This is a genomic window from Faecalicatena orotica (assembly GCF_003149245.1).
Taxonomy (GTDB): Bacteria; Bacillota; Clostridia; order Lachnospirales; family Lachnospiraceae; genus Faecalicatena_A; species Faecalicatena_A orotica.
The window spans coordinates 115,499-132,670 of sequence record NZ_QGDL01000001.1 but is presented as its reverse complement, the minus strand read 5'-3'; the positions used below and the strand labels follow the sequence as shown (position 1 = coordinate 132,670).

The 17,172-nt window shown below is 47.4% G+C and carries 9 protein-coding genes; 2 read left to right on the top strand and 7 right to left on the bottom strand.

Annotated features, from left to right (window positions below; all coding sequences use genetic code 11):
• The 7 genes from A8806_RS00600 to A8806_RS00570 form a co-directional block, all read right to left on the bottom strand.
• Entirely contained in the window at positions 1-1,818 is a 1,818-nt protein-coding gene (locus A8806_RS00600) for an ATP-binding protein (RefSeq protein WP_109729229.1), read from the bottom strand.
• Positions 1,815-9,188, bottom strand: a complete 7,374-nt coding sequence (locus A8806_RS00595; protein WP_109729228.1) for a non-ribosomal peptide synthetase — start codon at positions 9,186-9,188, stop codon at positions 1,815-1,817. The genes A8806_RS00600 and A8806_RS00595 overlap by 4 nt, the downstream gene beginning before the upstream one ends.
• 15 nt (positions 9,189-9,203) lie before the next feature.
• On the bottom strand, positions 9,204-10,238 hold the full coding sequence (gene galE, locus A8806_RS00590; RefSeq protein WP_109729227.1) for a UDP-glucose 4-epimerase GalE: 1,035 nt from the start codon (positions 10,236-10,238) through the stop codon (positions 9,204-9,206).
• A gap of 67 nt (positions 10,239-10,305) precedes the next feature.
• Positions 10,306-11,226, bottom strand: coding sequence for a sugar phosphate nucleotidyltransferase (locus A8806_RS00585; RefSeq protein ID WP_109729226.1), 921 nt, complete (start codon positions 11,224-11,226; stop codon positions 10,306-10,308).
• 227 nt (positions 11,227-11,453) lie between these two features.
• Complete coding sequence (locus A8806_RS00580) at positions 11,454-13,268, bottom strand: ABC-F family ATP-binding cassette domain-containing protein (protein ID WP_109729225.1); 1,815 nt, start codon at positions 13,266-13,268, stop codon at positions 11,454-11,456.
• Between the two features lie 83 nt (positions 13,269-13,351).
• Complete coding sequence (locus tag A8806_RS00575; protein ID WP_109729815.1) at positions 13,352-14,161, bottom strand: M15 family metallopeptidase; 810 nt, start codon at positions 14,159-14,161, stop codon at positions 13,352-13,354.
• 239 nt (positions 14,162-14,400) lie between these two features.
• On the bottom strand, positions 14,401-15,345 hold the full coding sequence (locus A8806_RS00570; protein WP_109729224.1) for an L-lactate dehydrogenase: 945 nt from the start codon (positions 15,343-15,345) through the stop codon (positions 14,401-14,403).
• Positions 15,346-15,528: 183 nt separating this feature from the next.
• On the opposite strand from A8806_RS00570, the gene A8806_RS00565 reads away from it, so the two are divergent.
• Together A8806_RS00565 and A8806_RS00560 are read left to right on the top strand one after the other, a co-directional pair.
• Positions 15,529-16,386: an ABC transporter ATP-binding protein gene (locus A8806_RS00565; protein ID WP_109729223.1), complete on the top strand. Its 858-nt coding sequence runs from the start codon at positions 15,529-15,531 to the stop codon at positions 16,384-16,386.
• Positions 16,383-17,168 (top strand): hypothetical protein, encoded by a 786-nt coding sequence (locus A8806_RS00560; protein WP_109729222.1) that lies wholly within the window; start codon positions 16,383-16,385, stop codon positions 17,166-17,168. The genes A8806_RS00565 and A8806_RS00560 overlap by 4 nt, the downstream gene beginning before the upstream one ends.
• Positions 17,169-17,172: the final 4 nt, after the last annotated feature.

The following is a 17,172-nucleotide window of genomic DNA, read 5'->3' as shown; positions in this document are numbered from 1 at the left end:
CTATCCTCTCTCCTCATCAGGAAGCTCGACAAAAAAGCTTGCCCCGCCGTCCTCATTGTCCTCAACCCATATTTTTCCTCCAAATCTTGCCCGGATGATTTCCGCCGAGCTGTACAGTCCCAGTCCCGTACCCTTCGTTCCTTTTGTCGTATACATGGATCGGAAAAGCTTCTCCTTCACATCATTCGGAATACCGCACCCCTGGTCCCTTACCATCATACAGATGCTGTGTTCTGTCCGAAAGGCTCTCAGCTTTATTTCCCCGCCTCTTCCTTCCATCGCATCACAGGCATTATCAATCAGGTTATTAATTACCTGGACCATATTATTGATATCCCCGTGTATTACATTCCCCTCGGGCAGCTCGTTCGAAACGATGAGCCGGCAGCCGTTCTTTCCCAGTTTTCCCTTTAAAAACATCTGGACTCTCTTTATCAGCTCGTCAATGGTAAATTCACCTTCCGAAGACGTGCTCAGATTTGCTGCCATTCCTTTTACCGTAGTAATAATATCGGACATATAAGCACAGCATTCTTTAATTCTTTGAAGCCAGCCGGACATTTCATCCGCAATCTCCTTATGGTCCTCTACGGTCACATCCTGATCTCCGATACTATCCTTATATTCTCTAACCAGATCCTCCAGAAGCGCCACATCACCAGACACGGCCATAATAGGAGTCTTCAGGTTATGTGAAATACTTCCGATCATCTGGCCGAGGGAGATCAGCCGTTCCCGCTCCATTGCCCGGCTCAGGTTCTGCTGTTTCCTGCGCATCTCTTCCTTTAATTTTGTCACGTCCCTGAACATGGCCAGTACCCCTGCCAGCCTGTGTTTGACCAGAATCGGGGTTAGTTCTACAGAATAATAAAATTTTCCTTCCTCACAGAGGATGGCCTGCTCATAAGATATAATATTAACCGACTGCTTACATACATCAAAAAAATTGAGCAGATTATAGATGACATCCTTTTTCCGGTCCTCCAGTTCTTCCACAATCCTGTTCAGGTAGCTGTTAATCCTCATATGGTACTTGTCCCCGAATATCTCCTCAAAAGCCGTATTGCTGTAAATGATGCAGCTGTCCGCAGACAGGATTGCATATCCTTCCGAAATATTGTCCACCATATTTTCCAGCGCCGCCGGCTTGATATTAAGGAAATTAAAATAATAGACCGCGATCCCGTGGCATATAATCGTGACCAGAAAGGCAAGCGGTGTTGCCGATATTGGCAGATTCACCACCTTCAGTGTTGCCAGCAAGTTGGTGAAAAGCGGAACCAGAAGCCCGCCGATAAACAGGCCAACCTGCCCCCACACCCTCCTCACACGGCTTTTTAAACCGAAACGTATCATGATTATAAGGACAAACAGGGAATAAATATAATACTGCAGCCCTGAAATAATAAACAGAGGTCCAAAACGCACCTCAGAGGCATAGATGGAAAACCTGCGATAGAACAGGTGGTGCAGCGGATTTGTAAATACAATCAGGGATGACAGGGCCGGCAGCAGATACAGCAGCCAGTAATTCCGCGGTACTTTCACAAGATTTTTTGTAAAAATAAGCGAGATCATCAGTATTGTCATAATAAGCAGTGCAGAACATGCACATGTAATGGCATCCAGCACCTGCCAGATGCCCACCTTTTTCGTATGCTCCATACCGATGATCGCCATAAGCCAGACGAGCAGGAAGGCCGCCGAAGACAGGTACAATTTCTGCACTGCACTGAGTCTGCCCTTCAAAAAGCAGCTGACTATAAAAAATGCAAGAACCGCAGCAGATACATCCAATATGTGGCCGACAATTGTCATACCTTTCCCTCACTTCCTTCCTGTAAAAAACACATCTTTTGTTTATCAATATCTGGTTTCTGCCACCAGAAATCCAGTTCCGCCAATTTTTTTAGTGTCTTGTCCTGACGAAGCTGCACCATACTCCCGTCTGTTTTTCCTTCATACCACACCTGTGCCAGTGCCTGTATATATGGTGAATCAGACTCTGTCATACGTTTCTCAAGCATATGCTCAAAGTCATCGGCAGACACTCGCTCTATGGGTGCACAGGCTTTGGCAAGCGGTCCGATCTCAGTCTCGTACGGGCAGTATATGTGGTATGTTCCGCCTGTTGAACCACTTAATCTGACCACGGCCTCCGCGGCCTGATTGACAGGTGTCAGCTCGATCGGCTGATGATAGAGGGCCTCCGGCATCATTCCCAGTTCCAGAATGCCTTTGATCAGCCGGTAATATGCATTTGACTGTGGGTTCTTCTGGAATTTTCCATTATAAGAATTAGCCGCCAGCCTTCCGATCCTGAATATTCTTGCATGCGCTCCTTCTTTCACGGCATCATCTACCAGCTTTTCTGCAAGGAGTTTGCTCTTGACATAAGGATTATCCTGCCAGTTCTGCCCGGCATCCAGATCTTCTTCATGAAAGGTATATGTCCGGCCCGGTTCCTCCAGAAGCCTGTTTCCGGCCACACTGACAGTCGACATGTGCATCATTGCCGCACCTGCCTTTTTCACAAAATGCAGTACCTCCGCGGTCCCCTCTATATTTGTACGGTTCAGCTCCTCCGGCGGCGCATAGTGCCTGACATCCGCCGCACAGTGGAATACGCGTGTCACTTCCTGTACCATTTTGTCATAGATATCCTGTGGCAGCCCGAACCCTTCCTTTGTTATGTCACCAGTGGCAATTTCAATGCGCCCCGCGTACTTCTCATAAAAACCGGAATCAAAATATGTATCCAGAACCTCTTTCAACCGTTCCCCGTTCCCTCTGACCAGGCAGTATACTTTCTCACCACCATACTCCAGCAGTTTTTTTAGAATATAACTTCCCAGATATCCGGATGCACCGGTCAGGAGTATGGCTCCCAGTGAACAGATACATTCATCCACCCCCGCTGATTTACGTGGAATTTCCGGCGTCACTGTCTGCTCCTGTGCCGTTTTCTGCTCCCCATCCCGCTTTTTGCCAGATAAAAGCTTTTCCTGAGCATCAAGTGTCGGATAATGATAAAAATCATTGATGCTGAAATCGTACTGTTTCTGATGATACCTGTTCAGAATCAGGATAGCCATAAGAGATGTTCCTCCCTGCTCAAAAAAAGAAACTTCCGGGTCGGGGTCTTTTCCGAGCACTTCCCGCCACAATGCAGCGATTTCACTCATTTCTCTTTCTCCTGCTTCTGCAGCAGATTTTATATCCGGCAGTGCAAGTTTCTTCAAATCCGTTTTACCGCTTGCCGTTCTCGGCATTTCTGTTAATGTCAGGATTTCAGAAGGAATCATATAATCTGGGAGTCTTTCTAACAGAAATTCTCTGAGTGCCCCTTCCTGATAACCGGGGGCCGCTACCGCAGCACCTCTTAAATACTCCGGAATCCCGTCCCTTAGCACGGGAACAACTGCAGCCTCTTTCACCATCCCTGACTGCTGCATAGCTTCTGCAATTTCCAGAGGTTCAATTCTGTGTCCATTCAGCTTCAGTTGTGTGTCAACACGCCCCAGACACTGCCAGTTTCCATCCGCCCTGAGTCTGCCGAGATCTCCGGTGCGGTACATCTTCTCTTCTTTTGAGTAACAGTCCGGCACAAATACCTCCTCTGTCAGTTCCGGCTGACCAATATAACCGGCTGACAGGCATTCCCCGGCTATATATATTTCCCCCACCGCAGTCGGCGGCAGCGGCTTTCCTTTTTCATCCAGCAGGTAGTAGCGGCAGTTTCCGATAGGCTTTCCTATATGGATGCTGTCCTCATCCGTAATATCTCCCTGGCAGTTATGGACAGACGTTTCCGTCGGGCCGTAGATATTGAAGATTCTGGCATCTGTGAGGTCCTTCAGCCTCCTTTTAAGCTCCATCCCCCACGGCTCACCGAGAAGGATAATCCTGTGTATGCCGCTCAGGCTCGCACAAAAGCTTTCATCACCCAGACACATCTGCAGTCTGGACGGAGTCAGCTGGAGGATCGTTACCCGGTCCCTCCTGATCCGCTCTGCCATCTTCCACGGGAGCAGCATTTCTTCTTCATCCGCAATACTGACCGGATACCCCTTCCCCAGCGCCAGAATTGTTTCTGTTGTAAACACGTCAAATACACAGTTGGATGCACAGAGGATTTTTTCATCCCACGTACCAAGCAGTGGTTCCAGATGCGCTGACAGATTCGACAGCGCCCTGTGAAGCATGACAGCCCCCTTCGGCTTTCCTGTTGTACCGGATGTAAAGATCACATTTGCCGCATCGGATGACTGGTGCTTCCTGTGAAACACTGAATCTCCCTTTAAACGGAGCAGCTCCTCCTCATCCCAGACCAGTGCCTCACAGGGCATCCCGTCCAGAACGAGTTCCTCATGCCCGTAAACGGCCAGCCGGACCCCCGCCTGCTCAAGCATGTACCTGATCCGCTCTTTCGGAAAAGACGGGTCTACCGGCACATAGGCTGCCCCGGCTTTCAAAATACCGAACATAAGGACTGGCATCAGCCCCGTCCGTTTCGTCAAGAAGGCGACCTTGTCCCCTGCTGTAATCCCTTTGTTTTCCAAAACAGAGGCAAGTAGATCGCTTTTTTCCTTTAATGTTCCGAACGTGTCAAACTGCCCATCGCCCCACTGTACCGCTATTCTATCCGGGTTGGCTGCGGCTGTTTCGTCCAACAGGCAGTCCACGGGTGCCGCATCATAGGGCGTGCGGATTCTCCTCGGCTGCTCCAGAAGGCGGATTCTGTCCGCCGCATCCAGCATCTCTATGACGCCCAGCCTCTTTTCAGGATGTTTCAGCACCTCTTTGAGTCCCTGCACACAGCATCTTCCATAAAAAGCAATGGTTACCTCGTCGAACAGGCTCTTCGCATACTCGAAACGGAAACGGTACCCGCCCTTCATGTAAGTCACTTCCAGATTCAGGTCCATCTTGACTGCATGTGTATCATAAGGCATGTAAATAAGGTCTGCACCCCCAATAGTAACATCCTCCTTCTGCAAAGGAGTCATGGTAAACAGAATGTCAAACAGTGTATTTCTATCTCTTGATCTCTCTGCACCGGAAAGCCCGGTCAGCTCTTCCAGCGAAATTTCCTGATGATCCAGCATTCCGGACACTGTATGACGGACATTATGCAGATACGTTTCAAAAGTCAGCTCCGGGTCCGCATGGATGAACACAGGAAGTGTATGTACAAAAACACCTGTCATTTCCTCCATGTTCTGTTCATGCCGCCCGGAAACAGGGGTTCCGGCCACTACCTTTTCTGATCCAGAATACCGGCTGACCAGAAGGCCGTAAACTGACAAAAGAAGAATGAACGGTGTCACCTCATGCTCCTCGCAGAATTCTTTTATGCTGCCGCTTAAGGCTTCCGGAAGAACAAAGCAGTGCTCCGCCCCCTTTCCGTCAAACACTGGCGGTCTTGGCCGGTCAAGGGGAAGTGTTTTCTCCGGCAGGGAGTTCCTCATCTGTTCCATCCAGAATTTCCTGCAGGAATCCCTCCCCTGACCGGAATTTTCCTTCACCCACCATGCATAATCGGCATATGTAAGTTCCGGTACTTTTACTTCGCCGCCCCGGTAGTACAGGTCGAGCCTGTGAAGCAGAATCTGCATGCTGATTCCGTCAGAGATAATGTGATGCATATCCAGAAGAAGCCCCGGCTCATTTTCCGGGAGCTTAACCATTGCCGCCCGGAACAAAGGTCCCTTCTCCAGGTCAAACGGGCGCACAAAATGATGCATAGCCTCTTCAAATCCGGCCGCTTCCATCCATTCCATCCGGAAGTCACTCTGGGGGAGCACTCTGGCCGTCACCTGCCCGCTTTCAATCATAAAAACAGTCCTAAGTACCGGATCCTGTTCTGCCATTTTGCGGAAAGCCTGTTCCAGTCTCGGGAAATCCAGCCATGTACCAAGTCGGAAGGCCATCGGCATATTATAGCTGATCTTTGTCTCATCCAGCTGCTGGAGAACATAAAAACTTTCCTGAGAAGGCGTCAACGGATAAAATGCCTGCTCTTGAGCCTTCTTTATGCCTGCTTTCCGGTTCCCACTTTCAACCGCCTTCCCACGGATCAGGTTGCCGAGTCTTCTCAGTGTGGAACAACCATATAATTCTGTAACCGATATACTCCTTGAAAATTCTTTTTCTACCTCCAGAAGCATCAGCACCGCATTCAGGGAATCGCCGCCTGACCGGAAGTAATCCGATTGTACTCCCAGTTCTTCCCGCTTAAGTACCCGTTTCCAGATATCGAGAAGGACTTCTTCCACTTCATCGGCCGGATGTACCTGCTCATTTGTAATAACCGGTTTTTCCAGCAGTCTGAAATCGACTTTTCCATTTGTGGTAAGCGGCAGTTTTTCTACCCTTACCGCTGCAGCCGGTATCAGATACCGCGGCAGGTAATTTGCGGCGTAGGTAAGTAATGCTTCCTCTGTCAGTTCTTCATCTCCCGCAAAATACGCAGTCAGCATCCCTTCTGATACCGTCACTGCCGCCGTCCAGACTCCGGGATGGAGCATGAGCACGGATTCTATCTCGGAAAGCTCAATTCTGTGTCCAAGCAGTTTTACCTGGTCGTCTTTCCTTCCCAGATAAAAGATTCTCCCGTCTTCCGACCATTTCCCATAATCACCGGTGCGGTATATCCGCGCCCCCTTTATAAACGGGTCCGCAAGGAAACTCTCCTTTGTCAGTTTCTCCCGGCTATGATACCCTCTTGCCAGACATTCACCTCCGATATAAATCTCACCGGCTGAACCGGGCGGCAGCGGGTTCATATATTCATCCAGTATATAGATCCTGCAGTTCTGCAGGGGGGCACCGATATTGACGGATTCCCTGCCGTTTACTGCTGCATGGCTGACTGCCACTGTCGCCTCGGAAGGTCCATACTGGTTGTATACCACCGCTGATGTAAGGCCTGAAAGAGTTCTGTAAAGCTGCAGAGGAAAACTCTCTCCTCCGCATATGATCGTTTCCAGATGAGACAGTGCTTTTCTAAATTCTTCTTCTGCCATATAAGCGGATAATCTGGACGGCGTCAGCGCCATAAACCCAGCATCGTAATTCAGAATCAGCCTGCCGATCTTCCGGGGATGATTCATTTCCTGACCGGAAGCCATAACGATCGTCTTTCCGTTTAAAAGTGCGGACACACTTTCCAGCAGAAAGGCATCGAATCCCACATTACAGATCGAAAGGACCGCGCCCTTTGGATATAGTGGCTGCATGGCTGCGGCCAGATTCACAACACTGTGCTGTTCCACTTCTACCGCCTTCGGAAGACCTGTGCTGCCGGATGTATAAACCAGATATGCCAGATCATCCGGTTGTGATAATACAATGGGATCAGTGGAAACCGGGCTGTCCTTTCCAGAAATAAGCGCGGTAAACTCCAGTACATGTACTGCAGTGTCCTGCCCCCATAACATTACTTTTCGGGCGTCTTCCCCATCCAGTGCCTGACTGTCATCAGTAATGACAAACAGCGCATGGCTGTCTGCCAGCAATTCCTCTTTCCTCATGGATGGCAGCTCTGTATCTATAAAAAGCCAGCTGTTACCTGAAAATATGATACCTGTAAGCGCGGCAAACAAACGGTCACTGCGTTCCATCAGCAATGCAACCGTTCCTTGTTCATCCCCTGTTATCTCCCTGATTCTTTCGGAAATGATTCCCGCCTGTCTTCCCAGCTCTTTATATGATATTCTTTTTCCTTCAAATATAACGGCTGCCCGGTCCGGATACAGCTGCATCATCTCATCCAGCTTTTGTGCAATACATTTTTCACGTTCATACCATGTATCCGTCTGGTTAAAATCAAAGATGACCCTCTCCTCGGTCTCCTCGCCAAGCAGGGAGAGGCAGGATATCGGCTTGTCCGGTTCCCGGAGGGCTTCTTTTAGGATGCGTGAAAGCGTTTCATGGAGCTTCTCTATTTCCTGTTCACTGAAAATCTGTGTCAGATAATCATAATCTACCGTAAACTGGTTTTCTCCGTCGCGGCTGCTTAAATGAATGCACAGCGCTTCGCTCTGGTAACCACTGTACAGCCACCGGCCTTCCAGAAAAACACGGGCCCCTCTTAAATGGTCCATCTTACCGTTCTGATAGGACAGCACAATGTGGAACAAAGGCTCGTTTCCTTCGTGGCCGCCTTCCTGAGCCAGTTTTTTTATATATTCAAACGGGATTCTTTGATGGCACAATAAGGAAAACCAGTCAGACTGAAGCTTTTCATTAAACTGGTTCCATGACATCGAAATATCAAGTTCATTTACAAACGGCAGTGTATTGACAAACATCCCGCCGGCCTGCTTTTCCCTGTAATTGAGTCTGTTGATTGTCGGCACACCGATGCAGAATCTCTCCTGCCCTTTCATGCGCCTTAAGTAAATCGCCAGACCCATGTAAAAGACCGCAAACGGAGAAACCTTCTCTTTCTCACAAAAACTGCCAATCAGACGGTTCAGGCGATTGGATAACCGGTATGATTTACGATAACCGACAGGGCTTACGAGAGCACACTGGTACTCTTTTGCCAGTCCCGGTGAAATATTTTTCAAAGCCTCTTTCCAGTACCTTTTATCTTTCTCAAAGGCTTTGGATTGTAAATAATTTTGTTCATTTATGATATGCTCCTCATAAAACGGGACAGCCTCATGATCAGGCTTAAGACCGCTAAGGAGCCGGAAATAATTATGAATGATATGATTGGTAACCAATGCGTGAGACCATGCATCGGCGATGATGTGGTGTACTCTTGTAAGGATCCCGCCACTGCTCTCAGATGTCTTAAATAATAACATCTCACACAGGGAATGGTCCTCGAGCATAAAATGCTCTCTGGCAACAGAATGGAACCAGGTCGTAAGCCCTTCCTCATCCGTTTCCGTGAAATCGAATAAAGCTGTCCTTCCCGGCAGTTCCTCTGTAATATATTGTCCGGGCTTTCCGTCCCTCACTGTGATTCTTGTGCGAAGAGACGGAAATGCCCGGAACGCAAGTTCCATGCACGTCTGAAGATACTCCAGATTTAGATTCCCTTCTATTTTCAGTGCTGTACATATGTTGTTCATGGGGAGTCCCGGGTGTGCCATTTCCAGGTTCCAGATATTCATCTGGCTGGAGGATAATGGCAGGCAGTTCATATCTGACAATTTATCTTCTCCGTACATTTTGCTTTCTCCTATTTACTTTTCTGTCTGGCCGGCAGTTCTGTAACCGTCCGGGTTCATGGACTGCCATCTCCAGGAATCCTCACACATTTCCTCGATTCCTCTTTCGGCCGTCCAGCCGAGTTCTTCTTTTGCTTTTGAGGCATCACAGTAGCAGGTGGCAATGTCTCCCGCACGGCGCGGCTTGATCTGATATGGTATTTCCCTGCCACATGCCTTCTCGTAGGCCTTTACCACATCCAGCACACTGTATCCAACTCCTGTTCCAAGGTTATAAATGTGGACGCCTTTGCTGGTCTTTAGCTTTTCAATTGCCTTGACATGTCCGACAGCCAGATCAACTACATGGATATAGTCACGCACCCCTGTGCCGTCCGGTGTGTCATAATCATCCCCGAATACCCCCAGACAGTTCAATTTCCCGACTGCAACCTGTGCGATATAAGGTACAAGGTTATTCGGGATTCCTTTCGGATCTTCTCCAATCAGCCCCGATTTATGTGCCCCAATCGGGTTAAAATAACGAAGGAGCATCACATTCCACTCAGGATCTCCGGTATGCAGATCTGTCAGAATCTGCTCCAGCATCCCCTTCGTCCGTCCATATGGGTTTGTGATCTCTCCCTTCGGGCAGTTTTCAGTAATTGGAATCTCTGCAGGATCCCCATAAACTGTCGCGGATGAACTGAAAATAATGTTCTTACAGCCATGCTTCCTCATCACATCGCATAGGATTAACGTCCCGGTAATGTTATTGTGATAGTACTCCCAGGGCTTCTCCACGGATTCCCCGACCGCCTTCAGTCCCGCAAAGTTGATGACAGCTTCAATATCTTCCTTTTCAAAAACCGGGTCCAGATCTTCCCTGTTCAGAATGTCCCCTTTATAGAACTTGAGAGTCCTGCCTGTGATATTCTGGACTCTTTCCAGTGCCGTCTCGCTTGAATTATACAGATTGTCCACTACGACAACCTCATATCCTCTCTCCAACAGTTCCACACATGTATGACTCCCTATATATCCTGCTCCGCCTGCTACTAAAATTGCCATGATTTACTTCCTTTCTCTACTGATGTCCTGTTACCGGCGCCTGCTGCGCCTCTATCCTGCTGATTCCTTATTTCCAGAGATGCATCGGATATGTACCGTTTTCTTTCATCCCGGCAACAGCATCCACAACGCTCTGCTTATCTTCCTTATAGGTAATACCGTACCATCTGTCTTTTGACTCCAGTACTTTCACGGTTGCCTTTCCTTCTTCAATGAGTTCGCCTACAACCGTCGGGAGGAAATATTCGCATTTCAGCGGATTCTCCTTCAGATTCTTTTCAAGGAACTTTGGAAAACGCATCTGGAGCTCCTTGATCATGCTTGCAGTAAAGCCAAACATGTTCAAAGATACAATACATTCCGGGTCAATCTTCGTCCAGCTCTTACCGCCGTCTTCTGTAAATGCCGCGCCATCCTTTGTCTTTTCTATCTGCGTACGTTCTGTAATTCCTGTCAGATACCCCGCTTCATCAGTCTCACAGACACCGCGTGACACAGAACCGTTCTCTGTCATCGTCTTAATCAGGTGATATCCGACCATAGCATACCTGTATTTGTCATCATCTTCATTCTGTGAAAGATAATTGTATATTTCCTTTAATGCATGCACTCCATAGTAGTCGTCCGCATTGATAACCGCAAAAGGTCCGTCCACAACATTCCGGCAGCTTAAGATGGCATGACCTGTACCAAATGGCTTCACACGGCCTTCCGGAACAGAAAATCCTTCTGGCAGATCTTCAAGCTTTTGATATACATAATCCACTTCCATGAATTCGCTGATTCTATCTCCTATGCTGGAGCGGAATTCTTCGTCAAACTCTTCCTTAATAATAAAAACAACCTTCTCAAACCCTGCCCGTCTGGCATCATAAATGGAAAAATCCATGATGATATGCCCTTCTTCATCTACAGGATCAATCTGCTTCAAGCCGCCATAACGGCTGCCCATTCCCGCAGCCATAATCACTAATACTGGTTTTTTCATATCCAAACACCTCTTTCCGATTTGATTACGACCCCGTATAATCACATACGAATTTAATATAGTCACATCTTTCGATTTTTTTACTTCATTTTCGTTTTTAAAATCACATGACTATTATACATCTTAATATTCCTGGGGTCAATGTACTAAATTATTATATCATATAAGTGCCGCTTAGGCCACTTGATAAACAAAAAACAGGCGGTTCACTCCGCCTGTTTTTTATTCTAATTTCCGCCTGTTTTCTGTGCCTCAATTTTTTCCGCAAGATCATTCAGATAGACCCAGCGTTCCATTTTCTCTTCCAGTTCCTTTTCTGCCAGTTCTTTTTTCTCAAGCAGCTCATTTAATTTTGCTGAATTTGTGGCATTTTTAAGAACTTCGTCCTCCAGAGATTCTATTTTCTCTTCAAGTGCGGCAATCGTCTCATCGATTGTTTCATATTCTTTCTGCTCTTTATATGAGAACTTCAGCTTTACCGGGCTGTTCTGCTTCCAGTCCCTGCTGCTCTTCTTTTCTTCAGGAGCATCCACTGGCCCGGCCGTTGCCGCACCGGATGCAGCATTTCGCTGCCTTGCCTCTATGTAATCCGTGTAGCCGCCTTCGTACTGCACAAGCCGGCCATCCCCCTCAAACGCAAAAACCCTGTCCACAACATTATCAAGGAAATACCTGTCATGTGAAACTGTGATTACGATTCCCGGAAAGCTGTTCAAATAATCTTCGAAAATCGTCAGCGTAGGAATATCAAGATCATTGCACTCATCTATCAGCAGGCAGTTCGGCCCTGCCTGAAGGATTCCGAGCAGATACAGCCGCTTCTTCTCCCCTCCCGAAAGCTTTTCAATAGGGGAATACTGCATATCAGGGGTAAACAAAAACCGTTCCAGCATTTGCGAAGCAGTAATCCTGCCCTGTCTGGTCGGAATATATTCCGCAATATCGCGTACATAATCAATGACTCTCTGGCTTGTATTCATATCCGGTACTTCCTGGGCGAAATAACCGATCTTTACCGTCTCACCGATTTCTATACTTCCGGAATCCGGCTGGAGTATTCCGGCAATCATCTTAATCAGGGTTGACTTTCCGCAGCCGTTGGGGCCTACGATACCAAGGCGCTGGTTCCTCAAAACGATATAGTCAAAATCTTTTACCATGATTCTGCTTCCATAACTCTTACTCACATGGTGAAGCTCTATCGTCTTTTTGCCCATGCGTGTTTCGACGGAATCCATCTCTACCAGCTGGGGCTGGACCGGGGCATTACCGTTTTTCAGTGCTTCCAGTCGTTCCAGTCTGGCCCGCTGCTTAGTGCTCCTCGCCCGGCAGCCTCTGGCTGCCCACTCGAGCTCCATCCTCAGGACGCTCTGGCGCTTTCTTTCGCTCGCCTGCTCCATCTCTTCCCGCTGTGCCTTCATCTCAAGGAACCTTGAATAGTTTGCTTCATAGGCATAGAGCTTCCCATAGCTGATCTCCAGAATCTTATTCGTCACTTTATCCAGAAAATATCTGTCATGGGTCACCATCAGGACGACGCCCCTGTACCTCTTCAGATAGTCCTCCAGCCAGTTTATCATGTCTTCGTCCAGATGATTGGTCGGCTCGTCCAGAATCAGGACGTCCGCAGGTTCTACCAGAACCTTTGCGAGCGCCGCCCTCTTCTTCTGGCCGCCGGATAAATGCCCCATGACTGCCTCATGGTCAGTAAGTCCCAGATGGTTCAATATACTTTTCGCATCACTCTCTACATTCCAAACATCCTGCTTCTGTCCTGCAAGCACATAAGATAAAACAGATGCCTCCTCCGGGAATTTCTGGTTCTGCGGCAGATAACCGGCTTTCATCCCATTCTGCCTGACCACCTGCCCGTCATCTGGTTCTTCCAGCCCGGCTATGATTCTCAGTAAGGTGGTCTTGCCGGTCCCGTTAATTCCGATGATCCCGATCTTATCTCCCTCATGGATTCCGCAGGAAACATCATCAAAGATGACTTTTTCTCCGTAAATTTTACTGATATGCTCTATATTTAAAACATTCATAAGAATATTCCTCCCTTTTCGACCTTTCTATCATAAGGGATTTTCCTAAAAACGTCAACTTGCCGGAGCTTAATTCTACTTCATCAATTTGATTTCGCTGCACCCAGATATTCTTCAAGGCAGATTCCCTGCTTCATGATTTCTTTGGCCGCCTTTTTCCCGACATATCTGTAATGCCACGGTTCGTAGCCAATCCCCGTGATATCACTTTTATCAGTGGGATAACGCAGTATAAAGCCGTACTCCGCGCAATGCTTCATCAGCCACTTCTGTTCAGCAGTCTCTTCCTGTGCCTCGTCGAGCCCTTGGTAGGAACTCGACACAATGTCAAGGGCCAGTCCCAGCTGGTGTTCACTCGTACCGGGAGGGGCCACCCATACCGCCGCCTGTTTCTCTGCCTCTTCTCTGGAAGCGCCATTTGACATGTTCATGCTGACCTGCTCCTCAAATAATGTGGTCTGCTTTTCCAGTGACCTGTATGAGGAACATATAACCGGGGACAGCCCTTCGCCTTCGGCTGCATCCAGCATTGCCTTCAGGTCATCATAAATCCTCGAATCCACGGCTTCACCATCTGTTAATTCTGTCAGCTCCACGGAATACCCATCCGGAACAAGATGGCTGCTATTTACAAGGATCAGATTCCATGCAGATGCATCTATCTCATATTCCGCAGTATCTGAATTCACACCTTCCTTATCATTTGCAGATACTTTCTTCTGTGAATTATCAATATCGGCTGATGTCTCTACCACTTTCTGCTTTTTCTCCGCACGTACCACCTGATGTTCAGATGCGGTATATTTCTGTGCGAACAGAACCGTACCCATAAGGACAATACTGCCTGTAAATACAAGGATCCTGATACGCCGCTGCCTTCTTCTCCTTGCCATCCAGTGCCTTCTCTTCATTTCACTTTTATATAAAGCAGGGTCCTCTGCCTCTGAATAAAAATCTTCCTGCATAGAGCTCCTTTCCCATAACAATTCCCGTTCTATGTCATTCACATTTCTCTAAAGCTTATATCATCGTATTAGCATATTTATTTTACCAGATAAATTTGAGAAGTCGACACTATTTTACAATTTTCATTCTTTTTTAATAAAATAGGATTCCTCTTCCAGACTATACTTTAAATGTCCTGCACCTCATGATAAATCTTACTCAGGGCTGCCGCAGACTCTTTCAGTTTCTCCTTCTCCTGTGCATTCAGGGGGATTTCTATGATGTCTTCTGCCCCGTTAACGCCGAGCACGGTCGGCAGGCCAATGCAGACATGGTTGATTCCATAATGTCCCTGGGCAAGGCTTGATACAGTCAAAATGGAATGCTCATCCCTGACAAGTGCCTGTGCGATTCGTTTTACAGCCATCGCAACCGCATAGAATGTGGAACCTTTTCGATCTATAATCTCATATGCACTGTCTCTGACTTCCTCATAAATCTCATTCAACTGGAGACTGTCCCTTGTTCTCCCGTGCTGGCGGCAGTATTCATCCACAGGGAGTCCTGCCACAGTCGCACTGCTCCATGCAGCCAGCTCGCTGTCGCCGTGCTCACCGATCATCCATGCATGTATATTCCGGTAATCCAGATTAAACTTCTTTCCCAGAAGATATTTCAGCCTCGCCGTATCCAGTACCGTCCCACTCCCAATCACACGTCCTGCCGGAAATCCCGAAAGTTTCAGTGCAAGGCTTGTAAGGACATCCACCGGATTTGTAACAATTAAAAGAATACATTCAGAATTGTATTTTACTATCTCCGGAATGATCTGGCGGAATACTTTCGCATTCTTTGCCGAAATATCGAGCCTTGTCTCTCCCGGCATCTGGTTCGCCCCTGCCGTGACAACGACCAGATAGGCATCCTTCAAATCTGAGTAATCCCCTGCGTAGATGTCCGAAGGTACGGTAAAAGGAATTCCGTGCCCGATATCCAGCGCTTCCCCCTCCGCCTTTCGTTTGTCAATATCAATCAGAACCATTTCATTAAAAAGACCGCTCTCGACCAGTGTATAGGCGGTTGTGGCACCTACACCGCCGCATCCGATAATTCCGCATTTCTGAATATTCATCTCATAATCTCCTTTTCAAATGTGTATGTCATTCTCTGTACACAGGTTATTATTACCAAATTCTTTTATTTTCTATTCCCCTATTGACAAATATATCTTCCGGGCTTAATCTGTATATATAGACATATACAGATTATATACAGTCATAGGCGCCTATACACAGTACACGTCAGGAGGGATTTTATGGATAATCTGCTGGAAATCCGCAAATTGAACAAGTCCATCGGCAGTCTGCAACTTCTCGATATTAATCTGTCACTGGAACCGGGATATATCATGGGACTGATTGGCAGGAACGGGGCCGGCAAGACATCACTGATTAAGACGATCCTCCGGCTGTATCAGAAGGACAGCGGTGATATTTATGTCAATGGGTATAATATGGAAACAGAAGAAAAAGAGGCAAAGAATGAAATCGGATTTGTGCTGGATGAATCACTGTTTGAAGACAATCTCAGTATAGAAGCCAACGGCAGGCTCTTTGGTTCGCTTTATTCCCGGTACGATCATTCCCTTTACCTCCAGTTCTGTGAACGCTTCGGGCTGCTTCCGAAGCAGAAGGCCGGAAAACTGTCTAAGGGACAAAAAAACCGCTTCCAGCTTGCCTTTGCCTTATCACACGATGCAAAGCTCTTTCTGATGGATGAACCGGCCGCCGGGCTGGACCCGCTCTTTCGCAGAGAGCTTCTGGGCTACATGCAGGATATTGTGGAAAGCGGAAAGCGTAGCATCCTCTTCTCCACACACCTGACGAATGACCTTGACCAGATTGGGGATTATATCATTCTTTTAGACGAAGGCAGCATATGCCTGGAGCTGGATAAGGAAGAACTGGGGGACCGTTTTTACATTGCCTCCGGAACGCGTGAGCAGATTGAACATACCTTCGGGCCCAATGTCATCTGCCGGCTCTATGAACCTTATAAAAGTTCTCTCCTGATTGAATTTCCAAAGGATGGACAGTTAAAAGGACTGGCCGTAACCAGACCGTCACTGGAAGACCTGATGTATTATCTCAGCAAAGGAGGGTTCATAAAATGATCCGTATTATTCTGAATGATTTATGGCTGGATATCAAAAAGAATTTTTTAAGTATCCTGATTTACTTCATCATTTATTGTATCGGTATGAGCATGATTGTGCACATCACCCTTCTTCAGTACTTAGGGGATATGGTGCGCCCGGACGGCACTTATCCGCAGGCTGCGCTGGATCACTTTTTCAGTTCTGACAGCAGCGGAATCATCCTTTTATCTGCCGCCTCTGCAGCTGCAATCATACTTCTGTGGGTTTTGCTTGAAAAAATGCCAATCCGTCTTTCCAGACCGCTGTATGTCTGTGCGGCAGGGGAAAAAGAAAAAATGAAGTACTTAAGACTGCATCTAATGATAAAAGTAATTCTGAGTATTGTATTTACATATATACTCCTCCGTTACGTCGTAATAGGACAGTTCTTTGTCTCCCAAAACTGGACGGAAATTCTCGTACAGCTCAGTCTCTGGTTTTTCCTGCTGATTGACCTGAACCTCCGCACAGATCCGGGCAACAGAAAAGAAGCACTTATTGCAGAGCCTGATATAGTCAGTGAAAAGAGCAGCGAGGTCATTGCCGGCGTCTACTGGTTTGCACTGCTGCTCTTAGAGATTATTATTTTCTATTCCCTTGCCGCAGCCCGGATCACATGGACATGGTGGATATTCCTTATCTGGTGCATTGCCTTTGCCGTCAATATCCTGCTGGCAAAGTATTGCATTACTCCTGTTTTGTCCTACATGCTTTCCTATGAAAAAATATATTACCCTATTCCGGATAAAAAGGAGTGAAACG

Excerpts from the sequence above, each read along its gene's own strand:
- A8806_RS00575 (WP_109729815.1), bottom strand. The coding sequence starts at position 14,161 with ATGGCAAGGAGAAGAAGGCAGCGGCGTATCAGGATCCTTGTATTTACA.
- A8806_RS00600 (WP_109729229.1), bottom strand. The coding sequence starts at position 1,818 with ATGACAATTGTCGGCCACATATTGGATGTATCTGCTGCGGTTCTTGCA.
- A8806_RS00595 (WP_109729228.1), bottom strand. The coding sequence starts at position 9,188 with ATGTACGGAGAAGATAAATTGTCAGATATGAACTGCCTGCCATTATCC.
- A8806_RS00580 (WP_109729225.1), bottom strand. The coding sequence starts at position 13,268 with ATGAATGTTTTAAATATAGAGCATATCAGTAAAATTTACGGAGAAAAA.
- galE (WP_109729227.1), bottom strand. The coding sequence starts at position 10,238 with ATGGCAATTTTAGTAGCAGGCGGAGCAGGATATATAGGGAGTCATACA.
- A8806_RS00560 (WP_109729222.1), top strand. The coding sequence starts at position 16,383 with ATGATCCGTATTATTCTGAATGATTTATGGCTGGATATCAAAAAGAAT.
- A8806_RS00585 (WP_109729226.1), bottom strand. The coding sequence starts at position 11,226 with ATGAAAAAACCAGTATTAGTGATTATGGCTGCGGGAATGGGCAGCCGT.
- A8806_RS00570 (WP_109729224.1), bottom strand. The coding sequence starts at position 15,345 with ATGAATATTCAGAAATGCGGAATTATCGGATGCGGCGGTGTAGGTGCC.
- A8806_RS00565 (WP_109729223.1), top strand. The coding sequence starts at position 15,529 with ATGGATAATCTGCTGGAAATCCGCAAATTGAACAAGTCCATCGGCAGT.